Source organism: Aquimarina sp. EL_43, assembly GCF_943422735.1.
Lineage (GTDB): Bacteria > Bacteroidota > Bacteroidia > Flavobacteriales > Flavobacteriaceae > Aquimarina > Aquimarina megaterium.
Window position 1 is genome coordinate 5,037,977 of the sequence record NZ_CALSBR010000001.1, and the last position, 21,172, is coordinate 5,059,148.

Consider the following 21,172-nt stretch of genomic DNA (forward strand, 5'->3'; position numbering starts at 1 on the left):
CATGTAAGTTATGAAAAAAATGATACTTTTTATTGCAGTATTATTACTAGTAGGAACAACTGCACAAGCGACCGACCAAAAACACTCGGATCACCAGGATAGGGTTACAAAACGCTATCACCATGCACAACCCATTGTATTTGTAGAGGGCGGAGTAAAGTTTTTTGTCTATCCAGAAGGAGACATCGATTACAGAATCATTAAAAGAAGAGGTAGATCCCATCATAGAAACTGGAATCGTAATGTATATAATACACCAGGTTCATATGCACATCGCAGAAACTATAATAACTTCATTAGATATGATTATTACGGTAGACTAAAAAAGGTAGGACGTAATTATATTACGTATGACCGATACAATAGAGTACGTAGAATAGGTTCGGTATCTATGCGATATAACAGAAGAGGATTAGTATATCAAATAGGAGGACTACATATCTACTATAAAAAATATGGGCGAATAAAGTATGTAGAAGGTAATGTTCATTATGATGGTTGTGGGTATTGTGGAATAGACGGATGTTCGATCACGCATTCCCCATACTATAACCGAAATTGGAAATCTAAACATTATAAACATAATGATGATGATGATGACCATTATTATAAAAATAGAAAAAGAAAAAAAAGATATAGTGATAACGATGATGATTAGAAAATAGAACGTATAAAGATTGGTTAGTTGTTTAAACCCCGTTGCCAGGAATATTTGGTAGCGGGGTTTTTTATTTAGGGCGTTCGGGCGGGCTATCCGTTGCAATTCCTCGCACGCTATTGCGCACTGTGGGATTTACACTACTATCCCTAACGCAAAACACATACAATTGATTAATCTCATTTCTGACTTAAATTTAACCCGTATTCTACATTAGAACTTCGTTATAAGGCTTAAAAGTATCATAAAACATGACATTTTCTTAGTTTTAGCATAGCAGTTTACCCTGAGTTTATCGAAGGGCTATGGTTACACTGAAAAATGTAGTACAACGGTATATTTTGCAGTAATTTCAAGGTGTAATAAATTTTCTAATGTAGAATTCGGGTTTAAAGTGTTGTTAACCTTTTTTCAAGACAGCACGAATATTATATATTTATACCATATACTCATCTAGAGTAATCACTTTACTAAAATATCAAATCAAAAAACATGAATTTCTATAAAACTTTTCTATTCTTTTTTATAATGATTAGTGCATCAATAAATGCTCAAAAAATGCAATTCGAAGACTACGACCCGCCCTCTACTCTAGTCGTTCCCGAGACAGAAATTAAAAAAGCAAAATTCCCTTTTATCGATGTTCATAACCATCAATTTAGAATGCCAACCCAAAATCTGCAGGATGTTGTTACCGAAATGGATAAACTAAACATGAGGGTTATGGTAAATCTATCAGGAAGAGGTCGAGGGTCTGATGAACATCTTATCAAATCACTAGAAAATGTTAAAACTAATTTCCCAAATAGATTTATCGTATTTACAAATATTGACCTTAAAGGAATAGATGAACCTGGTTGGACAGAAAAAACAGTTGCTCAAATAGAAAAAGATGTAGCCATGGGAGCCAACGGATTAAAAATCTATAAAAGCCAAGGGATGGATAATAAGGATAGTAAAGGTAATCGCATTAAGATAGACGACCCTAGAATAGGAGCTGTATGGGAAAAATGTGGTGAGCTAGGTATCCCGGTTTTGATACATTCTGCAGATCCAAAATCATTTTGGGATGCACATGATAATAAAAATGAGCGTTGGCTAGAACTTAAACTGCGATCAAGAAGAAAAAGAGATTCCAAAGTAACCGGTTCCTGGGAAACCATTATACAAGAACAACACAATATTTTTAAAAAACATAAAAACACCAAATTTATCAATGCACATTTAGGTTGGTACGGAAACAACCTGGCAAAACTTGCAAAACTTATGGATGAAATACCTAATATGTATAGCGAAATTGGAGCAGTTATAGCAGAATTAGGTAGGCAGCCTCGTAACGCAAAAGCTTTCCTTACCAAATACCAGGATAGAGTAATGTTTGGAAAAGACTCTTGGAATCCCGAAGAGTATTATACCTACTTCAGGGTTTTAGAATCAGACGATGAGTATTTTCCTTACTACAAAAGATATCATGCGTTCTGGAAAATGTATGGATTAGATCTTGATGATGAAGTATTAAAAAAGCTGTATTATAAAAATGCATTAAAGGTTATACCCAATATTGATAAAAGCTTATTTCCAAAATAGAAAATAAGCGATTTGTTAGATTTTCTTATCAAAATACAATTGATATACAAAATATCGTACATGTGATATTTTGTATATCAATCCAAACCATAAACCAATTATACTATTAATCTAATAATGCCAGGACATCCAAAATTTCTTGCGTAGTTTTGGGTTCAAAAGTAAACGAAAGCTCTTCTTCTTCAGAGATAGTCACATTTTTAATGGCTAAATACTGTTGATTATTTTCTATAGTAATTGCTACATAAGTAACTGCCAGTCCAACTGGTAAAGAATCTGTATAGCTTTGTATGATTGGAGTCCCAGCATTAAAGATTTTAACAACAGCAGGCAAGTTATTTTCTTTAAAGACCAAATACACAGCAGTTTCTGCAGCATTGGGGCTATTAGTTAAATTGATATAATTTGTGGTTTTTGCCCCTGGATATGCATAAAACTTATCGCAATTTGACCATCCAATATCAAATACATCATAGATATAAGAAGACGGAGCTGCATTATATGCAATACCACTTGTACCATTACCAATTCCAATATCTCCTGTAGCATTCCAAACAATACCGCCATCATTTGTTACAGTACCAGCAAAAGGAAGCATATCATTATCAACACCTCCCGTAGATGGAACCTGAACCTGGTAAAATGTACCTGGTGCCATATCCAGAGAATTTCCGTTTTGAGTAACCACAACCTCGGTCTCTCCTTCAGAAAGAAGAAAGGTATTTTCATCAGAAAAATTAACTGCATTAGTAGGTTTATTTGATAAAATCATTTGACTAGCCGTAAATATCTCTCTAATAGAAACATCTACTGTACCATTAATTAAATTTCCATCACTATCAACCAATGAATTTGGAGGAAAAATCACTTTAGTCCCATCCTCTCCGGTAATAGTACCTCCTGTAGTTGCATCAACCGTAAAATCTTGTTTTTGTACACCATGTGCCTCATAAAACCCCAGGATATCTTGATAACCAAGAATGTCTTGTTGTGGTATCAGTTCATCATCATTTTTTGAACAACTACTTATCAAAAAAGCAGTTAATAATACCATTATCATTCCGAATATATTCTTTAACGTATTCATCATCTTAATTTTTAAAGTTTACGCCTTCATATCAATACAGAAAGAATATTGTTACCCCTATTATGAATATATTTTATATTTTTTTCCTGGATAGTCTACAATTTCGATAACAACTTTAAATATTCTAAAAAACACAAGCCACTGTTTTACAGGTATTTAACTTTTTGGCACACTGCTTGATACTATAAAATTGAGAATGAAAAATTAATTTCTATTCTCATTTTAAAACCACAGATTATGAAAAATTTTGTTTTACTTTTTACAGGCTTATTGTTAGCTTCATTTACTGCTAGCGCTTCAGAAACGAATACAGAATCGTCTGCTAGATATTATAATTATGGAAAATCATTTATTTTCTCAGAAGGAGGAATTGATTTTTCGGTATATGCAGATGGTCAATTTGATTTTTATATCAATGGTCAAAGAAGTGGTGTAAGTATTGGAGTTAATGCGCCGGGAGTAAATATAAGTTTTAATTCTGGGTATGATTATGACGCTTATGTACAATATGATGATTATGGAGCTGTAGTGCAAATAGAAGATGTACCTATCTTTTATGATTATTATGGTAGAATTGTACAAGCAGGAGATATTTACATTAATTATAACAATTATGGTCGTATTTCTAGAGTTGGTGGATTATATGTTCATTATAACAGCTACGGAAATTTCTTAAACTGTACAGGCTATATTAACCGCTATAACAGATTTTACGAATACAGACCGTTTCACGCTTATTTTACAGTACCGGTAGTAAGTAGATGTATTGTATATCAGAGACCATACAGAAGATATTATACTCCATATAGATGTTCATATACCGTTTACAGAACTAATTATTATAATGGCTATTACAGCAGACCCTATAGAAGTCGTAATTATTACAGACCTAATAGTAGAGTATCAAGTTATAACAGAGGGTATAGAGGTTCTCGTGCCAGAAGCACCAATTATAGAACAAGAGATCATAGAACAGCAATGTATAAAAGAAATGATCGTAACTATAGTAGAGTAGCTCGCAGCAGATCTAATTACAATAAAAGTAATGCGACTCGTAGCAGATCAAACAATTATAGTACCAGAAGTAGTGCTAGAAGTAGATCAAATAATTATGGTACCAGAACTACTACCAGAAGTAGATCGAATAACAATAAGGTTGGAAACATAAACAGAACACGTTCTGTAACGCCAAATACAAGAACACGTACAACGAGTAGAAATACACAGACCAGACAGAGAGTACAATCAAACAATAGAAGTACACCTTCTGGACAAAGAGTTCAGTCAACTCAGCAAAGAACCCGAAGTGCTGTAACCAACAGACCTAAGTACGACAGAAGTAGTAGATCCCGTAGTGCTGTTGCAAAGACAAATCAGGTTCAAAGACAAAGAAGTTCTGGTAGAAATTACTCTGGTAATGTAACAAAACGTTCTAATAACAGTCAATATAATAGTAAGAGAACAAATAGATCCAGAACAACAACAAATAGACAAAGAAGTAATACTTCTAGCAGAGCATCGAGATCAAACAATTCTCGTTCTCGTAGCAGCAGAAGTAGAAGCTAAGAAGACATATAAGACATTAAATTTTTTGGTTGGTTAGTTGGAAAATCCCTCAGAGTAGTATGCTTTAAGCATCTCGAGGGATTTTCTGTATTAAATTGTTAATATCTACAGATACTTTCAGGAAATAAAAAACAATAGCATATGCCAGGCCAATTATAATGCTTTTAAAAATGATATTAAGAATCGGATGAAACGGTAATTCCCAAAAATAAAATCCAAAAACAAAAGCTATAATTAGCATTAATGCCAAAGCTGTTTTTTTCGAAAATGGATGCATCCCAAATTTAGCATAGACAATCCATAACTTAGCAAAGTTATAACAAAACACTGCAATGCCTGTAGCAATAGCTGCACCCGTAACTCCAAAAGCAGGAATCCAAAGCATATTAAGTATAACAGTAAGAATTGCCATCCCTACTCCTATGTATAATACCATTCTGTAATAATCCGAACTATATAGAATTGCATTATTATTTCCTAAAAGGTTATCGAATAATTTAGCGCTTCCAATCAAAATCACAACCCAGATAAACAGTTCATACTCATCAGGAATAATTTCGAAAAGCTGATGTACATTACAAGTAATCAATACAAAAAGTAACCCGCTGGTCACCAAAAGGTTTAAAGAGCTTTTTTTATACAAATCTCGCAATTGATCTTTTGCCTTTTCGTTAATTAATTTAGCGGTTAATGGGTACGTAATCTGATGCATGGCTCTAGAAGGAATAATAATCACACTAGCGATATAAGCACATATACCATATTTAGCTACATTTTCTATAAGAAGATAGCGTTCTATCATCGTCTTATCCAAATCAATTAATAAGGTAGCCACAGAGCCGGCAATCAATATCAATCCAGAGTATTTAAGTACAGAAATATAATTATCGGGTAATGAGAACTGTGGTTTAAAACGGTGAAGCTTCATTGCATATGCTTGCATAATCCCAGTACGTAATACATATACACTCATGAGTGCATATACGAATTGCTCAACCGTTAGAACTTCAAAATATACCAAAAACAAAAGAATACTTATACATAGTCTTAAAAATAACTCTTTCATGATGTTTCCGAATACACTCTTCAGCTTTACTTTAGACCATGCAAAAAACACTTCAAAATAAGACATTGCAAATGCCAGAATAAAAATAGTCCACACATAAGGTTGTACTATCGTATTTTTATTACTAAATAAGTCCAGAATTGTAGTATAGAAAAACAAACCTATTACTCCAAGAATTAGAGCTATCAATAATGGCAAGATCAACATCATGGTTAGAAAGCTATCTTGTTGTTCTCGATCAGAGTACGATGAAAAAAATTTTACCAGGGTGTTATGTACACCAAATGCCATTAGAGGCCATATTAGATTTGAAGCTGTAATCAGGTAAGAGATCAATCCATAATGTTCTTCGTCCATAAAATTGGTGAATAAGAACAATGTATTTATGGCTCCAATACCAAACCCCATACAAGTAATAACAATATTTCGTATGGTTTGATTAACAACTACTCCCATTATTGTTTTTTGATCGTTTTAATTTTAAAGCTTAAAAGTACAAAATACGAGATTAGTGGTAACATGATATTTTTTTATAAACTGAAGAAAAACACTTTCATCAATTTATAACACAAAAAGAGGTTGTTAAAAATAACAACCTCTTTTAATTAATTACAATATATTCTACCCGTTGTGCTTTTGAGATTTTTTAATGCACAATGGTTATATTCATATTTTATCTAGGGCAAATCTTAGCCACATCCCCTATAATAGTCCAACCTTTTACGACTATTAAAGTGTTCCTTTCTACATTACCATTACAATACTCTAGACCTTTTGCTCCTAAAGTTACATTAGATTGTATGTTTGGTAATTTGGACCATTCGATTAATAAATTATCATAATTGTCATTAGAAAGATTAGTATCGTCTAGCATTCTATCCATAACTGTTACCTTACTTACATCCCATTTTCTAAGATCTTGATTAAAGGAAGTCGCTTTGTAAAACAACCCTCTCATAAAGGCCACATTACTCACATTCCAATTACCAAGATATGCATTAAAAGAGGTAGCATTAGAAAACATAAACATCATATTAGTAACCTTACTCACATTCCATTTACCAATATCTCCATTAAAAGAGGTAGCATTAGAAAACATCCCAGCCATTAATGTTACATTACTCACATCCCAAATATTTATTTCTCCATTAAAAGCAACGGCTCCAGAAAACATCTGTTCCATAGTGGTTACATTGCTCACATCCCATTTACTAAGATCTTGATTAAAAGATGAAGCTATAGCAAACATATATCTCATACTTGTTACATTAGCTACGTTCCAATTACTAAGATCTTTATTAAAAGAAGTAGCTTCGCTAAACATTGATCCCATATCAGTTACACTACCAACGTTCCACTGGTTTATATCACCATTAAAAGCAGTAGAACCATTAAACATACTACTCATATTAGTTACCTTACCCACATTCCATGCACTTATGTTTCCATTAAAAGAAGTAGCTTTAAAGAACATAGAGCTCATTTTTTCTACCTTACCAACATTCCATGTACTTATATTGCCATTAAATAAAGTGGCATTAGAAAACATTCCTCTCATGTCTGTTACATTACTAACATCCCATTGATCGAGATCTTTGTTAAAAGAACTGGTGTTAGAGAACATTCTTCTCATAGTAGTTATGGTACTCACATCCCAATTATTAATATCCCCATTAAACTTAGCACAACCATAAAACATAGAATGCAATTCTGTTACCTTTGATAAATTTGGTATATCCTTGGCATTATAAGTCATATTTTCGCAAAAGATAAAAGCTTCGGCAAAAGACTCCCATTCATTGTCTCCCCACTGCTCTATTGTTTCTAATTTTGCAGCATTTGAAGCAGCACCATCTCCTTCAACTTCACCAGGTTTATCTTTAAATTGAACTGCTGGTAATACTCCAGAAACAGAAACAGTATGCACTCCTGGTTCTACATAGGTATGCTTCGGGGTAGTTGTTACATTAGCCTCTATGGTTCCATCACCCCAATCAATGGTAAAATTATAAGTTAACTCATCATTAAGTTGAAAAATAATTTCTTCATTAGCAGCTGTAGTTTTCCAGGTTGTAATAAAAGGTTCTGCTACATTTTCTAAAGAAATAGTAATCTCTGCACTAGCTTTATGCGTACCATCTGATACTTCTACGGTAATTGTATAGGTAGCATTTGTTTCAAAATCAAGTTTTTTACCCGCTACCAAGCTTAATTCTCCTGCATCGGTTAACTCAAAAAGATCATTACTATTTTGGGTAAGCTCGAAAGTAATCGAAGCTTGTTCTGGGTCTGTTGCTGCTACAGTACCAATAACTACATCATCAGCAATATTTTCGGCAACAGTAAATGTTTGAGCACTAATCACTGGTGCTTTATTAACCACAGGTTGTGGTTGCGCGTCATCATCTTTACTACATCCAACAGATAGTACGACCATCATTAGCATGGCCAATACGCTTACTTTAATTTGTTTTCGTTTCTTCATTTGTACATTTTTTTTGAGGCGCATGCTCAGGTTTCAAAAAAAGAAAACCTGAAGAGCTTACGTAATTTTGTTTCTAATAATTGATATTTTGATGCAAACCTAGCAAGATGTTTATCACGAAAAGAAGTTGTTTTGTATTCGCTATACACTGTTGGATATTCGCTACGGTTTATTTGATATCTGTAGTATTCAGATATTGAAGTGGTTTAAATATAGAGCATTCAAAACCTGATAAAAAAATAGGTTGTCTGATCAGACAACCTATCTTTTTTACAAATTTCCCTCAATTACCTATCTAGGACAACTACTATCACCAGTGAGTGTCCAATTCTTATCGTTTATTAATGTACTTCTAGCTGCATATGCATCACAATAAACCAATCCTTCTACTCCAAAAGTAACATTAGGTTGTAAACCTGGTAAAGCTGACCATTTGGTAAGTAATGCATCATAATTTGCTGTAGATATTTTTGTGTTACTAAGCATAGCTTCCATATTGGTTACCTTACTCACATCCCAATTGCTTAAATTTCCGGTAAAAGAAGTAGCATTCCAGAACATCGCATACATATTGGTCACTTTACTTACATCCCAATTACTTAGATCACTATTAAAAGAACCAGCACGAGAAAACATCGCATACATATTGGTTACTTTACTTACATTCCAACTACTTAGGTCACTATTAAAAGAATTAGTATTCGCAAACATATTTTTCATATTTGTCACATTACTCACATCCCAATTGCTTAGGTCTGAGTTAAAAGATCTAGCAATAGAAAACATATATGCCATATTAGTAACCTTACTTACATCCCATGTACTTAGATCTCCATTAAAAGAAGTAGCATCATTAAACATATAATCCATATTAGTTACTTTACTTACATCCCAACTACTTAAATCTCCTGTAAAAGATGTAGCATGACTAAACATAGCTTCCATATTAGTTACATTACTTACATCCCAATTGCTTAGATCTCCATTAAAAGAAGTAGCACTTACAAACATATATTCCATACTAGTCACCTTAGAAAGATTAGGTACATCTGTAGCATTATATGTCATATTTTCACAACTACCAAAAGCGGAATCCAAAACTTCCCATACAATATCTCCCCATTGTTCTATGGTCTGTAGTTTATGAGCATCTTTTCCCGAGTTTATAGAGATACTAGGAAATTTTCCTGAAACTTTAACTGTATACGTATTGGGTGTTACGTAAGTATGACTAGGAAGCGTATTTTGGTTATTTTCAACAGTTCCATCTCCCCAATCTATAGTAAAATCATAGGTGAAATCTGTATTAATTCCAATAACAATCTCTTCATTAGCAGTGGTAGTTTTCCAAGTCGTAATAAAAGGTTCTACTATATTTTCTACAGTAATCGTAATAGCTGCACTAGCTTTATGTGTACCATCTGATACCTCTACAGTTAATGTATGCGAAGTAACGGTTTCGAAATCCAGTTTTTTATTAGCTACCAGGCTTAATTCTCCTGTATCGGTTAACTCAAAAAGAGCATCACTATTTTTGGTAAGTGTAAATGTAAGTGCTTTACTTTCTGGATCTGTGGCTGCTATTTTACCAATAACTGTATCATCTGCAATATCTTCTGCTACAGTAAATGTTTGAGCACTTATCTCTGGTGCCTTATTAACTTCTGCTGTTGGGGTTTCACCAGGAGTTTCTGCCTGAGGTTGTACATCATCGTCTTTACTACATCCAATAGACAATATTGCTATCATCGATAGTGCCAATACATTTACTTTTACTTGTTTTCGTTTCATCATTTTTGCATCACTTTTTTTGAGGCTCACTCTCGGTTTTTCTGTAGAGAAAATCTCAGAGCTTACGTAATTTTGTTTCTAATACTTGATATTTTGATACAAACCTAGAAAGATGATGATCACGAAAAGAAGTTGTTTTTTATTCGGTATATCCTGTTAGTTATTCGTTATGTTTTATTTGATATTTGTTTTCACGTAGTAATTGATATTATAAAAACTAATGCTATAGTGAAACACTACTTAAATAAAGGTTGCCAAATAATGGCAACCTTTCCAGAAAAACACTTTTTTGAAGTATAAAATGACTCAAAAAAATAACTATTCATCAAATTTTATCACAGTAGTTTTACTTTCATTTACAGAATCCGAGTATGCAACGTATGGTACGTTATTATCAACTACCAAACTTACAGATCTTGCTTCTGATAGAGTATATCCAGCAGCATTTCCTATTTTTTGCCATTTATTTTCTTCAAATTTCACAACAGTAACCTCAGTACCTCCATCTATATATGCCACATAAGGGATATTATTATGAACCACTAAACTTTGATATCTTGCAGAACGTGTAGAAAAACCAGGATTTCCTACTGTACTCCAAGCATTATTTTCATATTTCATCACCGTTGTTTTTCCGCCATTCGCATAATCTTTATACGCAATATATAGTATTCCATTATCAATTACCATACTTTGGTATTCTGCTCGCCCTGCTGATACTTCAGTATTACCTACATTGCTCCACTTTCCATCTTTAAAATGCATTACAGTAGTTTTATTACCATTATTCTGATCGGTATATGCTACATAAGGAATATTATTATCAATCACTAAACTTTGATAACTGGCAAAACCTGCAGAAAACCTTTCTTCACCTACATTTATCCATTTATCAGCTTCAAACTTCATTACTGTAGTTTTTCCATCATTCCCATTCTGACTATAAGCTACATATGGCACTCCATTGTTAATAGCCAAACTTTGATGAGATGCTCTAACAGCAGAAAAACCGGCAACACCAACATTATTCCATACTCCTCCTTCAAACTTTACCAAGCTAGTTTTTCTTTCACTATTATGATCACTATAAGCCATATAAGGGATTCCATTATAGAATTTTAAACTTGGGTGACCCGCTCCTCCTTTAGAAACCCCAGCTTCTGATCCAACATGTTTCCAACTACCATTTTCATACTTCATTACCATAGCCTTAAATTGATTACCAATATCACCATACGCAACATAAGGTATTCCTTTAGAAATAACTAGGCTATGTTCATAGGTTCTTCCTACCGAAAATCCTGCATTACCTACTATTTTCCAGCTAGCAGCTATATCTTTTAGTGTTATGTTTACAGCAGCGTTTTTTGATACTTCTCCACTCATTACTTTTACCACTGCTGTAACGGTAGTACGGGTTTCAAAATCAAATAAAGATGGATTTTTTACGTTTAATTCTCCTGTAGCACTATTAATACTTAAAGCGTCTGCGGGCTCTTGAGAAGTAATGCTAAAAGTGACATCTCCTTCGCTCGCTGTTCCAGATACCACACCGATACTCTGTCCATCTTCTGGGTTCTCATTTATTTCTGTTTTGAAATCGGTTGTGGTTACAATGACTGCTGGTGGATCAGTTTCATCAACATCTGTAATTGCTATCGTAATTTTAGCATCCTTTGAAACTGTACCGCTTTTTACAGTAACTACCCCAGTAATCGAAGTACGGGCTTCAAAATCAAACAGTGATACTTCTTTCACTTTTAGTTCTCCTGTCTTAGCATCAATAGACATCGCATTTTTAGGATCCTGACTGGTCAGAGTAAAAGACACCTCCCCTTGGCTAGCTTTTCCGGTTACTTTCCCTAAATTTTGTCCTGCCGTTGGGTTTTCATCTATGGTTGCAGTAAAATCAGTCGTTGTCACTATGATTGGCGCAACATTTTCGTCATCACTTTTACATCCTGTTACTATTATGGCTATTATAAATAAAGCCAACACACTTACCTTAATTTGTTTTTGTTTCTTCATTTGTATATTAATTTATCAAGATTACGCTCTGATCAAAAAACCAGAGGAGTATCCCTAATTTTGTTTTTAATAATTGATATTTACTGTGTTTTATTTGATATCTGTAGTTTCATGCATTTTTAAAAAGAAGTGATTGTTAATTTGAATATCGAATATTCAAAATCTGAAAAAAAGGGAAGCCGCAAATTATGTGATAGCTCTCTTTTTATTCTACTGATCACATATATCTATCTAGGGCAAGAAGTGTCCCCTATGATTCTCCAACGTTTACTACCTGTTAAATTTTCTCTTGCTACTTGGGCATTACAATACGTTAATCCTTCTACTCCAAAAGTTACATTAGATTGTATATTTGGTAGCGCTGACCACTTAGTAAGTAGCGCATCATAATTAACTGTAGAAATATTAGTGTTGTCAAGCATATAATTCATGGCACGAACATTTTGAATATCCCAACCACTTATATCTCCATTATAAGAAGTAGCATTCCTAAACATATACGACATAGCTGTAACTTTACTTACATCCCAATTACTTATATCACTATTAAACTTGCTACAGCCATCAAACATTGAAAACATATCAGTAACGTTACTTACATCCCAGTTACTAATATCTCCATTAAAGGAAGAAGCATTAAAGAATACTGAATCCATACTAGTAACATTACTTACATCCCAATTATTAAGATTTGCATTAAACTTTGTACAATGGGCAAACATAGCTGCGATACTAGTTACTTTAGACAAATTAGGTACATCTTTGGCATTATACATCATATTGTTACACCCAATAAAAGCTCTATAAAACGATTGCCATTCGATATCTCCCCACTGCTCTATAGTCTGTAATCTCTTTACGCTAGCACCTTGATTTATATTAATACCTGGAAATTCCCCTGATATAGAAACCGTATATGTCCCAGCGGTTACATAGCTATGGCGTGATTGAGTAGTTTGACCATTTTCTACTGTACCATCACCCCAATCTATGGTATAATCATAGGTAAATTCTTCATTAATCCCAATTATAATTTCTTCATTAGCTTCAGTTGTTTTCCAGGTGGTGATAAAAGGTTTTTCTACATTTTCTACCGCAACCGTAATATCTGCACTGGTTTTATTTTTTCCATCTGATACTTCTACAGTAAGTGTATATGAAGTAGTTGTTTCAACATCCAGTTTTTTACCTGTGACAAGACTTAGCTCTCCCGCTTCAGTTAATTCAAAATAGTCATTACTGTTTTTAGTAATCGTAAATATAAGTGCCTTACTTTCTGGATCTGTTGCTTTTACATTACCTATTACAACATCATCCGCAATATTTTCTACAGTAGTAAAGGTTTGAGCTTCAATTACAGGTGCTTTATTTACAACAGGAGGTTCTTGAGATTGTACATCATCATCTTTACTACATCCAATAGATAATACAGTCATCATTAATATGACCAACACACTTACTTTAATTTGTTTTTGTTTCTTCATTTGTATATTAATTTATCAGGATTACGCTCTGATCAAAAAACCAGAGGAGTATCCCCAATTTTGTTTTTAATAATTGATATTTTGATGCAACCATTTCTAGGTTAATTTAATATCCTTTTTATCCGAAGGATCAAGAATAGCTGCTTTTACATCTACATTAGCCTCTACCATATATTTTGATTTTTCATTAGAAGCAAACTTGCTCATTTTTCCAATTGCGCCAAGAGTTCCTCCTTTTTCTGCTAATGAATCTGCTTTAGACTTTAACAACTTAAATGGTAAAACAAAAGGGATTTCTTTTACCTCCCCTGGTTTAACAGCATAAGTCTCAGTAAACTTAACCACACCCAAATCAAAAGATTCTGTACTCGCATTATCTCCTCGCCCACTTGTAAACTCCTCTACAAATTTGATTTCGACTTCGATAATTTCTTGTTCGCTTTTGGTGGTTAACACCACCTTACCTTCTACTTGTTCACTTTCTTTAGCAACATGTCCCGGAATTTGTAGGGTTACTTTTACTCCTCCAATACCTAGTTTATTCTTTACTTTATCAAAAAATCCCATTTCTATTAGTTTTTATTTAATTATTGAATCCCATTTACTTTTAAATTTCATCATCTTTTTGTTGAATTTTATAGAGCACCAATAGTTCTTGTAGTTCATATATTTTGCTTTCTACATCTTCGATACTTGTATCTTTTTCTCCAGATTGCACTTGACTTTCGAGTAGCATTTCATTTTTAGCATCGTCCATACCATTCATAATAACTCCTATAAATAAGTTTAAGAAAATCATGGTACCGATAAGGACAAATGACACGAAGTAAGTAACCGAGAGTACTAAAGAGCCTTTTGAATTTATACAAAGGTTCATATTACCATCATACCCATAATTCTCGCACCCAAACATATTGATGTACATAATATCTGTCCAATCCTCTAATGTTACCACCCTAAATAAGGATAGCATTGATCTTTGTAAATCCTGAAAATGTATGGGGTCATTTTCTGAAAAGAAGAATACACCCGCTACAGCGTAGATATAAAAAAGCAACAATAATAAGATAGAAACATATCCCATAGATGGTATACTTTTTAATAGTGCTCCTACCAACATTTGAAGTTTTGGTAATGCTTTTATAAGTTTTAAAACTCTTAATAAGCGTAGTAAACGTAATATGGCTATAGAACTTCCTCCAAAAGGGAGAAATGCAGCTGCTACAATGATAAAATCAAAAACATTCCATCCATCTGTAAAATAAAGCCAGGGTTTTCTTCCTTCTGCAATGACTTTAACAACGATTTCTATAATAAAAACTCCTAAAATTATTTCATTTAATACCTCTAATACAATTTCATGCTCTGAAGAAAATCTGGGATACGTAGCAATCCCAACCAGAACACCTGCAACTAAAATTGCAATGGTGACCAGGTTTTGAAACCATTTACTTGCACTTATTGATTTACAAAAATTTACCATAAAAGTTTTATTTAACCCGCTTTATGCATTAGAATAGATAAAAGGAGGCTTAAATTTTTAATATTATCTCTGCTAACAGATACCTGTTCTTATTTTATTACGAATGGTTATTAGTGGTAATACAGCAGTTGTTTTTGCCAAGTATTGTGCGCATACGATTTGCATATAGCTGTTTTATATGTGTTGAATATTCGTTATATGTTATTTGATATTTATAACATCGATATCGTTCTTAAAGAGAACTGATTGACAATTTGAATATAGAATATTCAAAACCTGGTAAAAAAGGAAGCCCCAAAATTATGATAGCTTCCTTTTGTATGCTACTGCATATATCTATCTAGGGCAAGAAGTGTCCCCAATGATGCTCCAACGTTTACTGCCTGTTAAATTTTCTCTTGCTACTTGGGCAGTACAATACGTTAATCCTTCTACTCCCAAACCTACATTAGACTGTACATTTGGTAGTGCTGCCCACTTGGTAAGTAGTGCATCATAATTAACTGTAGAAATATTAGTGTTATCAAGCATCCCTTCCATAACTGTAACATTTTGAATATCCCAATCACTTATATCTGCACTAAAAGATGTAGCCTTCCAAAACATAGATCTCATATTTGTAACTTTACTTACATTCCATTTACTAAGATCTCCATTAAAAGATGTAGCTCCAGAAAACATACTTCCCATATCAGTAACATTACTTACATCCCACTGGCTTATGTTTCCATTAAAAGCAGTAGCACCAATAAACATGCTTCTCATCCTAATAACATTGCTTACATCCCATTTACTAAGATCTCCATTAAAAGCGGTCGCTCCATAAAACAGACCTGTCATATCTGTAATCTTACTAACATCCCATTGGCTTATATCTCCACTAAAAGACAATGCTTTATAAAACATACTCGCCATATCGGTAACACTACTTACATCCCAGTTACTAAGGTCTCCATTAAACTTTATACTATTAGCGAACATTTCTTTCATATTTGTAACTTTACTTACATCCCATTGACTAAGGTCTCCATTAAAAGAAGTAGCATTATCAAACACCGATCTCATATCCGTAATAGTACTAACATCCCAATCATTAAGACCTGCATTAAACTTAGCACAATTAGCAAATAGACCTGCAATACTGGTAACTTTGGATAGGTTTGGTACATCTTTAGCATTATATGTCATATTTACAGCTCCTGCAAAAGTTCCATAAAGAGATTCCCATTGGTTATCCCCCCATTGCTCGATGGTTTCGAGTGTTTTCCTACTATCAGTTGATATTATAAACATAGGAAATGTTCCTGATATAGAAACTGTATATGTCCCAGCCGTTACATAAGTATGACTTGGAGCGGTAGTCTGATTCTTTTCGACAGTACCATCACCCCAATCTATAGTGTAATCGTAAGTAATATCCTTGTTAAGATCAATAGCAATAACTTCATTAGCGGTTGTAGTTTTCCAGGTGGTGATAAAAGGTTCTGATACATTCTCTACAGTTACCGTAATATCTGCACTTGCCTTATGAGTACCATCAGATACTTCTACAGAAAGTGTATACGAAGTAGTGGTTTCAAAATCCAGTTTTTTACCAGCTACCAAACTTAATTCTCCTGTATCGGTTAACTCAAAAAGAGCATCACTATTTTTAGTTAGTGTAAATGTAAGTGCTTTGTTTTCTGGATCTGTGGCTGCTACTTTACCAATAACTGTATCATCTGCAATATCTTCTGCTGTAGTAAAGGTTTGAGCATTGATCTCTGGTGCTTTATTAACTACAGGAGGGGTTTGCGGTTGTTCATCATCATTGCTACATGAGAATGTTACCAATACCATAAGTAGTATAATTCCTTTTGTTAAATATATTTTCATAATTAGATTTTATTTTGGTGTAATTTTTTGAGATGCTACTATTTATCTTGAGCGTACGAATAAAGTGTTAAGTTTTCATGGCAAACTGCAGAAAACACTATGTCTTTATTTTAAGAACAATCTCAAGTAAATATGTCTAGAAGAATAGGTGTATTCTCTAAATTAATTAAGTTAATATGTCAAATACTTTAATTCGGGCAATCAAAATCTTGATTAGTATTTGCGAAGAAATAGTTTACATTGTAGTTTTTTTTCATGATATGTTTGGATTTAAATTATACGCCAAAAATATCTCATTACTCAATTTTAATTTTCACCCGTTTAGGGTGATTTTTTTATAAATTTATTTTGACACTTTTGAAATCTATATTTAAACTATTAAATAGTAAATTTTAAAGTGTAGGTTTATTGTACTAATCAGGTGTTTAATGCTAATAAAATATATCGACAATCAATAATACTATCTATTTTAGATTACTAATTTTGTAAAAACATAATCATATCTATGTCGAGATTTTTTATAATATGCTATACTCTTGTCCTAAATGGTGTGATTCTTAATGCACAATCTCAGTTTTTCAAACATTTTACAACAGATAATGGCTTACCTCATGATATTACGTATCAAATCATTCAAGATCAAGAAGGGTTTATATGGATGGGTACAGATAACGGTTTAGTAAAATTTGATGGAAATCACTTTAAATCGTATAACTATAAAGAAGGATTAGACTCTTCGTTTGTTATAGATATAATTGAAAACAGTGCTAATCAATCCTTTTATATAGCCACATGGGGAGCAGGAGTTTATCAATTAAAAAATGATAGTATTTATCACACTTCTGTTGGCCAAAAAAAATTAACAAAGATTGATAAGATACATTTATTATCTAATAATTTGTTATACGCAAACGTAAATAGATATAATTTTTCGATTTATGATTTTAATAAAAATGAAACTAAAAATTACTATCTAAAAAATAAAAATAAGGAAAAACAACAACTTTACTTAGATACAGTTTTCTCGAAAAACGACTCTACAAACACCTCAATACTGTCTAAAGAAAGTATTATAAACGATACTCTTTTTATACATTCAAGCTTCCAAGTAGATCACTTTACTAACAATGTTAAAGGTGTATATACACTAGACACCAAAACTTTGAAAGTTAATTCTATTTTTCATGAAGTAAAAAGTAAAAAAATCTATACCGTTACTAAAGCAGACAGCGTGTTTTTTTTGGGTGGACTAAATACTATTTATAAGTACAAAAACGATAGAATGATCGATAGTATCGTACTTCCAACCAATATGCAAAGAACTATTATTGACATACAAGTAAAAGACTCTATTTTATATTGCATAGGTAAAAGTATAACAGATGCAAGTAGAGTCACCCTGAAATATAATTTAGAGTCTGAAAAACTTATTGATGTATCAAAAGAGATAGGTATTAAAAGTATGGTTTCAGATAATTTAATAGATAAAAATGGTAATCTTTGGATTACAACATACGGAGAAGGAGTCTACATGCTTCCTAAGGATCCACCATTTTTTTTAGGAAGTAACACATTCATAAATCATGATCTAAAAGATATTGAAAAACTTGATAGCGCCTTATATGTTTTATCTACAAATCGATTATATAAAATCAAGGATAAACAAATTTTAAGCTCTATTAATATTACTGAACATCGTGAAAAAATTCAGGCAAATAAAAACAACCATAACATCAACATATTTGGAGGTTATGCGGGTAAAAAATATAAAATTCAGGGAACACTAGTTAATATTGTCACTACTAAACAATTTGAATTACGAACTGAAGATGGTAACACCCTCATTTCCAATAAAAATGTTAGCCATGGAGGGGAGCTAAATGCCTATAAAAATGGTGAGAAAATATACAGTATTACCTTTAAAAGAGATTTGCTAAAAGAGGTTTATTTACATAAAGGTAAACTTTACATTATTCGGGATAATCAACCGGGTATAAGAATTTATGATGCCTATACAGGAACGCTAATTGAAACCTGGGATAAAACAACAGGGTTCCCTTTACAAAAAGTAACTAAAGTATTATTTCATAATCACAAAATGTGGATTGCTTCAAACAGAGGTTTATTTATCGTAGAAGGAAATAAGATACAAAATAAATTTAGTGAGCAACAAGGACTCCTAAGTAATCATATTAATGATATCTATTTCGATCAACATAACATATTATGGATCGCAACTCAAAGAGGTGTAAACATTTATAAAAATGATATTGTATACACTCTAGATAAGGATTCGGGGCAAAAATCTTCTTTTGTAACCGCAATTATGGAGTTAGATGATTACATATATATATCAGGTAATAAAGGGATGTTTATTAAAAAAAACCTTTATCCATTTAAAGTCAAATCTAACACAGATATTATCATTAAAAAAAAAGGAGTAAACTTTATTGTTAACCCAATAAATTATTTAAATCCCAATAGTACAAAAATACAGTATAAAATAAATAATGACTCTTGGAGACATTTAAATACAGATACATTATTGTTACAACACTTAAATCATGGTAATCACAAAATTCAATTTAAATATAAAGACGGACTAAGTGATTGGAAAATAAATTCACCGCAATCTTTTTCCATTTATCATCCCTGGTACGAACGTCCCTGGTTTATTACTTTTCTTGTAATTATAACTTCGATCTTACTTCTCGTTATTATCAGCTTAAAATTAGAACAAAGTAAAGCAAAGAATTCTTTCCTAAAAGCTACATTACACGAAAGAGAACTTTTGAAAAAAGAATTGGCTAACGTTCATAAAAATATTGCTCAGGATTTTCATGATGAATTAGGAAATAAAATTGCTAGTATATCGGTACTCTCTAATCTAATGAGTAAAAAAATGAAAGAAAATACCAAAGAATTTAAACAGATAAAAAAAATCAATAGAGATTCTAATTCTTTATACTCTGGAATGAGAGATTTTATCTGGTCCTTAGATCAAAATAGCAATGAGTTAGATCATGTTTTTTGTTATCTAAAAGACTTTGGAGAAGATCTGTTTTCTAATTCTGACATCACTTTTTACGTAGAAAACCTGGATATATCCAGGCAGATTTCGCTCCCTTACTATTGGAGTAAACAGCTTATTTTTATTTTTAAAGAAGCGATGACTAATTGTATAAAACATAGCAAAGCCACAGAAGCTGTACTTCATCTAAATATTCAGGATAACATATTGATAATATCATTGCATGATAATGGAATTGGGTGCACTATTGAATCCCTGAAACGAAAAAACGGATTAGTCAATATGACTGAAAGAGCTAAAAAAATTAATTCGGTATTAGACATTAAAAATGAAAATGGACTCAAAATATCCTTTGTAGGAAAGTTAAATCCATAGTTTTGTACTAATACCCTAAAAATCAATAATGAATTCGAAAATAAAAATACTAATTATTGAAGATAATAGAGTTTTACTCGACTCTTATAAAGAGATTATCAATGAGACCAAGAACTTTTACACAATCGGTGCTTATAGTAATTGTGAAGAAGCTATTTTAAATCTAAAAAACGATAATCCTGATATAGCTCTTATTGATATACAGCTCCCCGGGATAAATGGGATTGAAGGGTTAAAAAAAATGAAAAATATCAAATCAGACCTTCTTTCAATAATTATTACAGTACATAATGATACAAAATATATTTTTGATGCTTTATGTGCAGGAGCTATTGGATATTTAACTAAAAATACTGAACCCGATGAATTGATTAATGCTTTAAATGAAGCATATCGTGGAGGAGCACCGATGAGTGCTTTAATAGCCAGAAAAGTGGTAGAATCTTTTGTTTCACCCAAAGAGAAAGATCTGTCTGATAGAGAAAATAGTGTTTTACAACTACTTGCCAAAGGAAAAAGCTATGCTTCTATTGGCAAAGAGCTTAATGTTTCTATTAATACCATAAAAACTCATACCAGGAATATCTATGAAAAACTACAAGTAAACAGTAAAGAAGAAATTATAAAGAAGTACAACAATTAGTTAATACAGAACT

General features: G+C 32.5%; 14 protein-coding genes. 5 read left to right on the forward strand and 9 right to left on the reverse strand.

Annotated elements, in window-relative coordinates:
* Positions 1–10 precede the first annotated feature (10 nt).
* Both NNL09_RS21695 and NNL09_RS21700 read left to right on the forward strand, forming a co-directional pair.
* A complete protein-coding gene (locus tag NNL09_RS21695; RefSeq protein WP_196911309.1) occupies positions 11–658 on the forward strand; it encodes a hypothetical protein in 648 nt (215 codons plus the stop codon).
* 492 nt (positions 659–1,150) lie between these two features.
* On the forward strand, positions 1,151–2,245 hold the full coding sequence (locus NNL09_RS21700) for an amidohydrolase family protein (RefSeq protein WP_231389242.1): 1,095 nt from the start codon (positions 1,151–1,153) through the stop codon (positions 2,243–2,245).
* 106 nt (positions 2,246–2,351) lie between these two features.
* Here the strand turns inward: NNL09_RS21700 and NNL09_RS21705 are convergent, their stop codons facing one another.
* Entirely contained in the window at positions 2,352–3,332 is a 981-nt protein-coding gene (locus tag NNL09_RS21705; RefSeq protein ID WP_196911310.1) for a hypothetical protein, read from the reverse strand.
* Between the two features lie 237 nt (positions 3,333–3,569).
* Between NNL09_RS21705 and NNL09_RS21710 the strand changes: the two genes are divergently transcribed.
* On the forward strand, positions 3,570–4,898 hold the full coding sequence (locus NNL09_RS21710; RefSeq protein WP_196911311.1) for a hypothetical protein: 1,329 nt from the start codon (positions 3,570–3,572) through the stop codon (positions 4,896–4,898).
* Between the two features lie 64 nt (positions 4,899–4,962).
* On the opposite strand, the gene NNL09_RS21715 is transcribed toward NNL09_RS21710, so the two are convergent.
* From NNL09_RS21715 to NNL09_RS21750, 8 genes are all read right to left on the reverse strand, one after another.
* On the reverse strand, positions 4,963–6,420 hold the full coding sequence (locus tag NNL09_RS21715) for a lipopolysaccharide biosynthesis protein (RefSeq protein ID WP_025665480.1): 1,458 nt from the start codon (positions 6,418–6,420) through the stop codon (positions 4,963–4,965).
* A gap of 217 nt (positions 6,421–6,637) precedes the next feature.
* A complete protein-coding gene (locus tag NNL09_RS21720) occupies positions 6,638–8,449 on the reverse strand; it encodes a BspA family leucine-rich repeat surface protein (protein ID WP_196911312.1) in 1,812 nt (603 codons plus the stop codon).
* Positions 8,450–8,740: 291 nt separating this feature from the next.
* A complete protein-coding gene (locus NNL09_RS21725; protein ID WP_254514272.1) occupies positions 8,741–10,240 on the reverse strand; it encodes a BspA family leucine-rich repeat surface protein in 1,500 nt (499 codons plus the stop codon).
* Positions 10,241–10,558: 318 nt separating this feature from the next.
* Positions 10,559–12,268 (reverse strand): cadherin repeat domain-containing protein, encoded by a 1,710-nt coding sequence (locus NNL09_RS21730; protein ID WP_196911314.1) that lies wholly within the window; start codon positions 12,266–12,268, stop codon positions 10,559–10,561.
* 227 nt (positions 12,269–12,495) lie between these two features.
* On the reverse strand, positions 12,496–13,752 hold the full coding sequence (locus NNL09_RS21735; RefSeq protein WP_196911315.1) for a BspA family leucine-rich repeat surface protein: 1,257 nt from the start codon (positions 13,750–13,752) through the stop codon (positions 12,496–12,498).
* A gap of 96 nt (positions 13,753–13,848) precedes the next feature.
* Positions 13,849–14,319, reverse strand: a complete 471-nt coding sequence (locus tag NNL09_RS21740; protein ID WP_196911316.1) for a sporulation protein — start codon at positions 14,317–14,319, stop codon at positions 13,849–13,851.
* Positions 14,320–14,359: 40 nt separating this feature from the next.
* Positions 14,360–15,235, reverse strand: a complete 876-nt coding sequence (locus NNL09_RS21745; protein WP_025668123.1) for an ion transporter — start codon at positions 15,233–15,235, stop codon at positions 14,360–14,362.
* A gap of 336 nt (positions 15,236–15,571) precedes the next feature.
* Positions 15,572–17,110 (reverse strand): BspA family leucine-rich repeat surface protein, encoded by a 1,539-nt coding sequence (locus NNL09_RS21750; protein WP_196911317.1) that lies wholly within the window; start codon positions 17,108–17,110, stop codon positions 15,572–15,574.
* Between the two features lie 505 nt (positions 17,111–17,615).
* Between NNL09_RS21750 and NNL09_RS21755 the strand changes: the two genes are divergently transcribed.
* Positions 17,616–20,516: a two-component regulator propeller domain-containing protein gene (locus tag NNL09_RS21755; RefSeq protein WP_196911318.1), complete on the forward strand. Its 2,901-nt coding sequence runs from the start codon at positions 17,616–17,618 to the stop codon at positions 20,514–20,516.
* A gap of 28 nt (positions 20,517–20,544) precedes the next feature.
* Complete coding sequence (locus NNL09_RS21760) at positions 20,545–21,159, forward strand: response regulator transcription factor (RefSeq protein WP_035096999.1); 615 nt, start codon at positions 20,545–20,547, stop codon at positions 21,157–21,159.
* Positions 21,160–21,172 lie beyond the last annotated feature (13 nt).

What these genes read in the sequence shown, in the direction of transcription:
- NNL09_RS21695 (WP_196911309.1), top strand. Translation starts at nt 11, where the DNA reads ATGAAAAAAATGATACTTTTTATTGCAGTATTATTACTAGTAGGAACA.
- NNL09_RS21700 (WP_231389242.1), top strand. Translation starts at nt 1,151, where the DNA reads ATGAATTTCTATAAAACTTTTCTATTCTTTTTTATAATGATTAGTGCA.
- NNL09_RS21705 (WP_196911310.1), bottom strand. Translation starts at nt 3,332, where the DNA reads ATGAATACGTTAAAGAATATATTCGGAATGATAATGGTATTATTAACT.
- NNL09_RS21710 (WP_196911311.1), top strand. Translation starts at nt 3,570, where the DNA reads ATGAAAAATTTTGTTTTACTTTTTACAGGCTTATTGTTAGCTTCATTT.
- NNL09_RS21715 (WP_025665480.1), bottom strand. Translation starts at nt 6,420, where the DNA reads ATGGGAGTAGTTGTTAATCAAACCATACGAAATATTGTTATTACTTGT.
- NNL09_RS21720 (WP_196911312.1), bottom strand. Translation starts at nt 8,449, where the DNA reads ATGAAGAAACGAAAACAAATTAAAGTAAGCGTATTGGCCATGCTAATG.
- NNL09_RS21725 (WP_254514272.1), bottom strand. Translation starts at nt 10,240, where the DNA reads ATGAAACGAAAACAAGTAAAAGTAAATGTATTGGCACTATCGATGATA.
- NNL09_RS21730 (WP_196911314.1), bottom strand. Translation starts at nt 12,268, where the DNA reads ATGAAGAAACAAAAACAAATTAAGGTAAGTGTGTTGGCTTTATTTATA.
- NNL09_RS21735 (WP_196911315.1), bottom strand. Translation starts at nt 13,752, where the DNA reads ATGAAGAAACAAAAACAAATTAAAGTAAGTGTGTTGGTCATATTAATG.
- NNL09_RS21740 (WP_196911316.1), bottom strand. Translation starts at nt 14,319, where the DNA reads ATGGGATTTTTTGATAAAGTAAAGAATAAACTAGGTATTGGAGGAGTA.
- NNL09_RS21745 (WP_025668123.1), bottom strand. Translation starts at nt 15,235, where the DNA reads ATGGTAAATTTTTGTAAATCAATAAGTGCAAGTAAATGGTTTCAAAAC.
- NNL09_RS21750 (WP_196911317.1), bottom strand. Translation starts at nt 17,110, where the DNA reads ATGAAAATATATTTAACAAAAGGAATTATACTACTTATGGTATTGGTA.
- NNL09_RS21755 (WP_196911318.1), top strand. Translation starts at nt 17,616, where the DNA reads ATGTCGAGATTTTTTATAATATGCTATACTCTTGTCCTAAATGGTGTG.
- NNL09_RS21760 (WP_035096999.1), top strand. Translation starts at nt 20,545, where the DNA reads ATGAATTCGAAAATAAAAATACTAATTATTGAAGATAATAGAGTTTTA.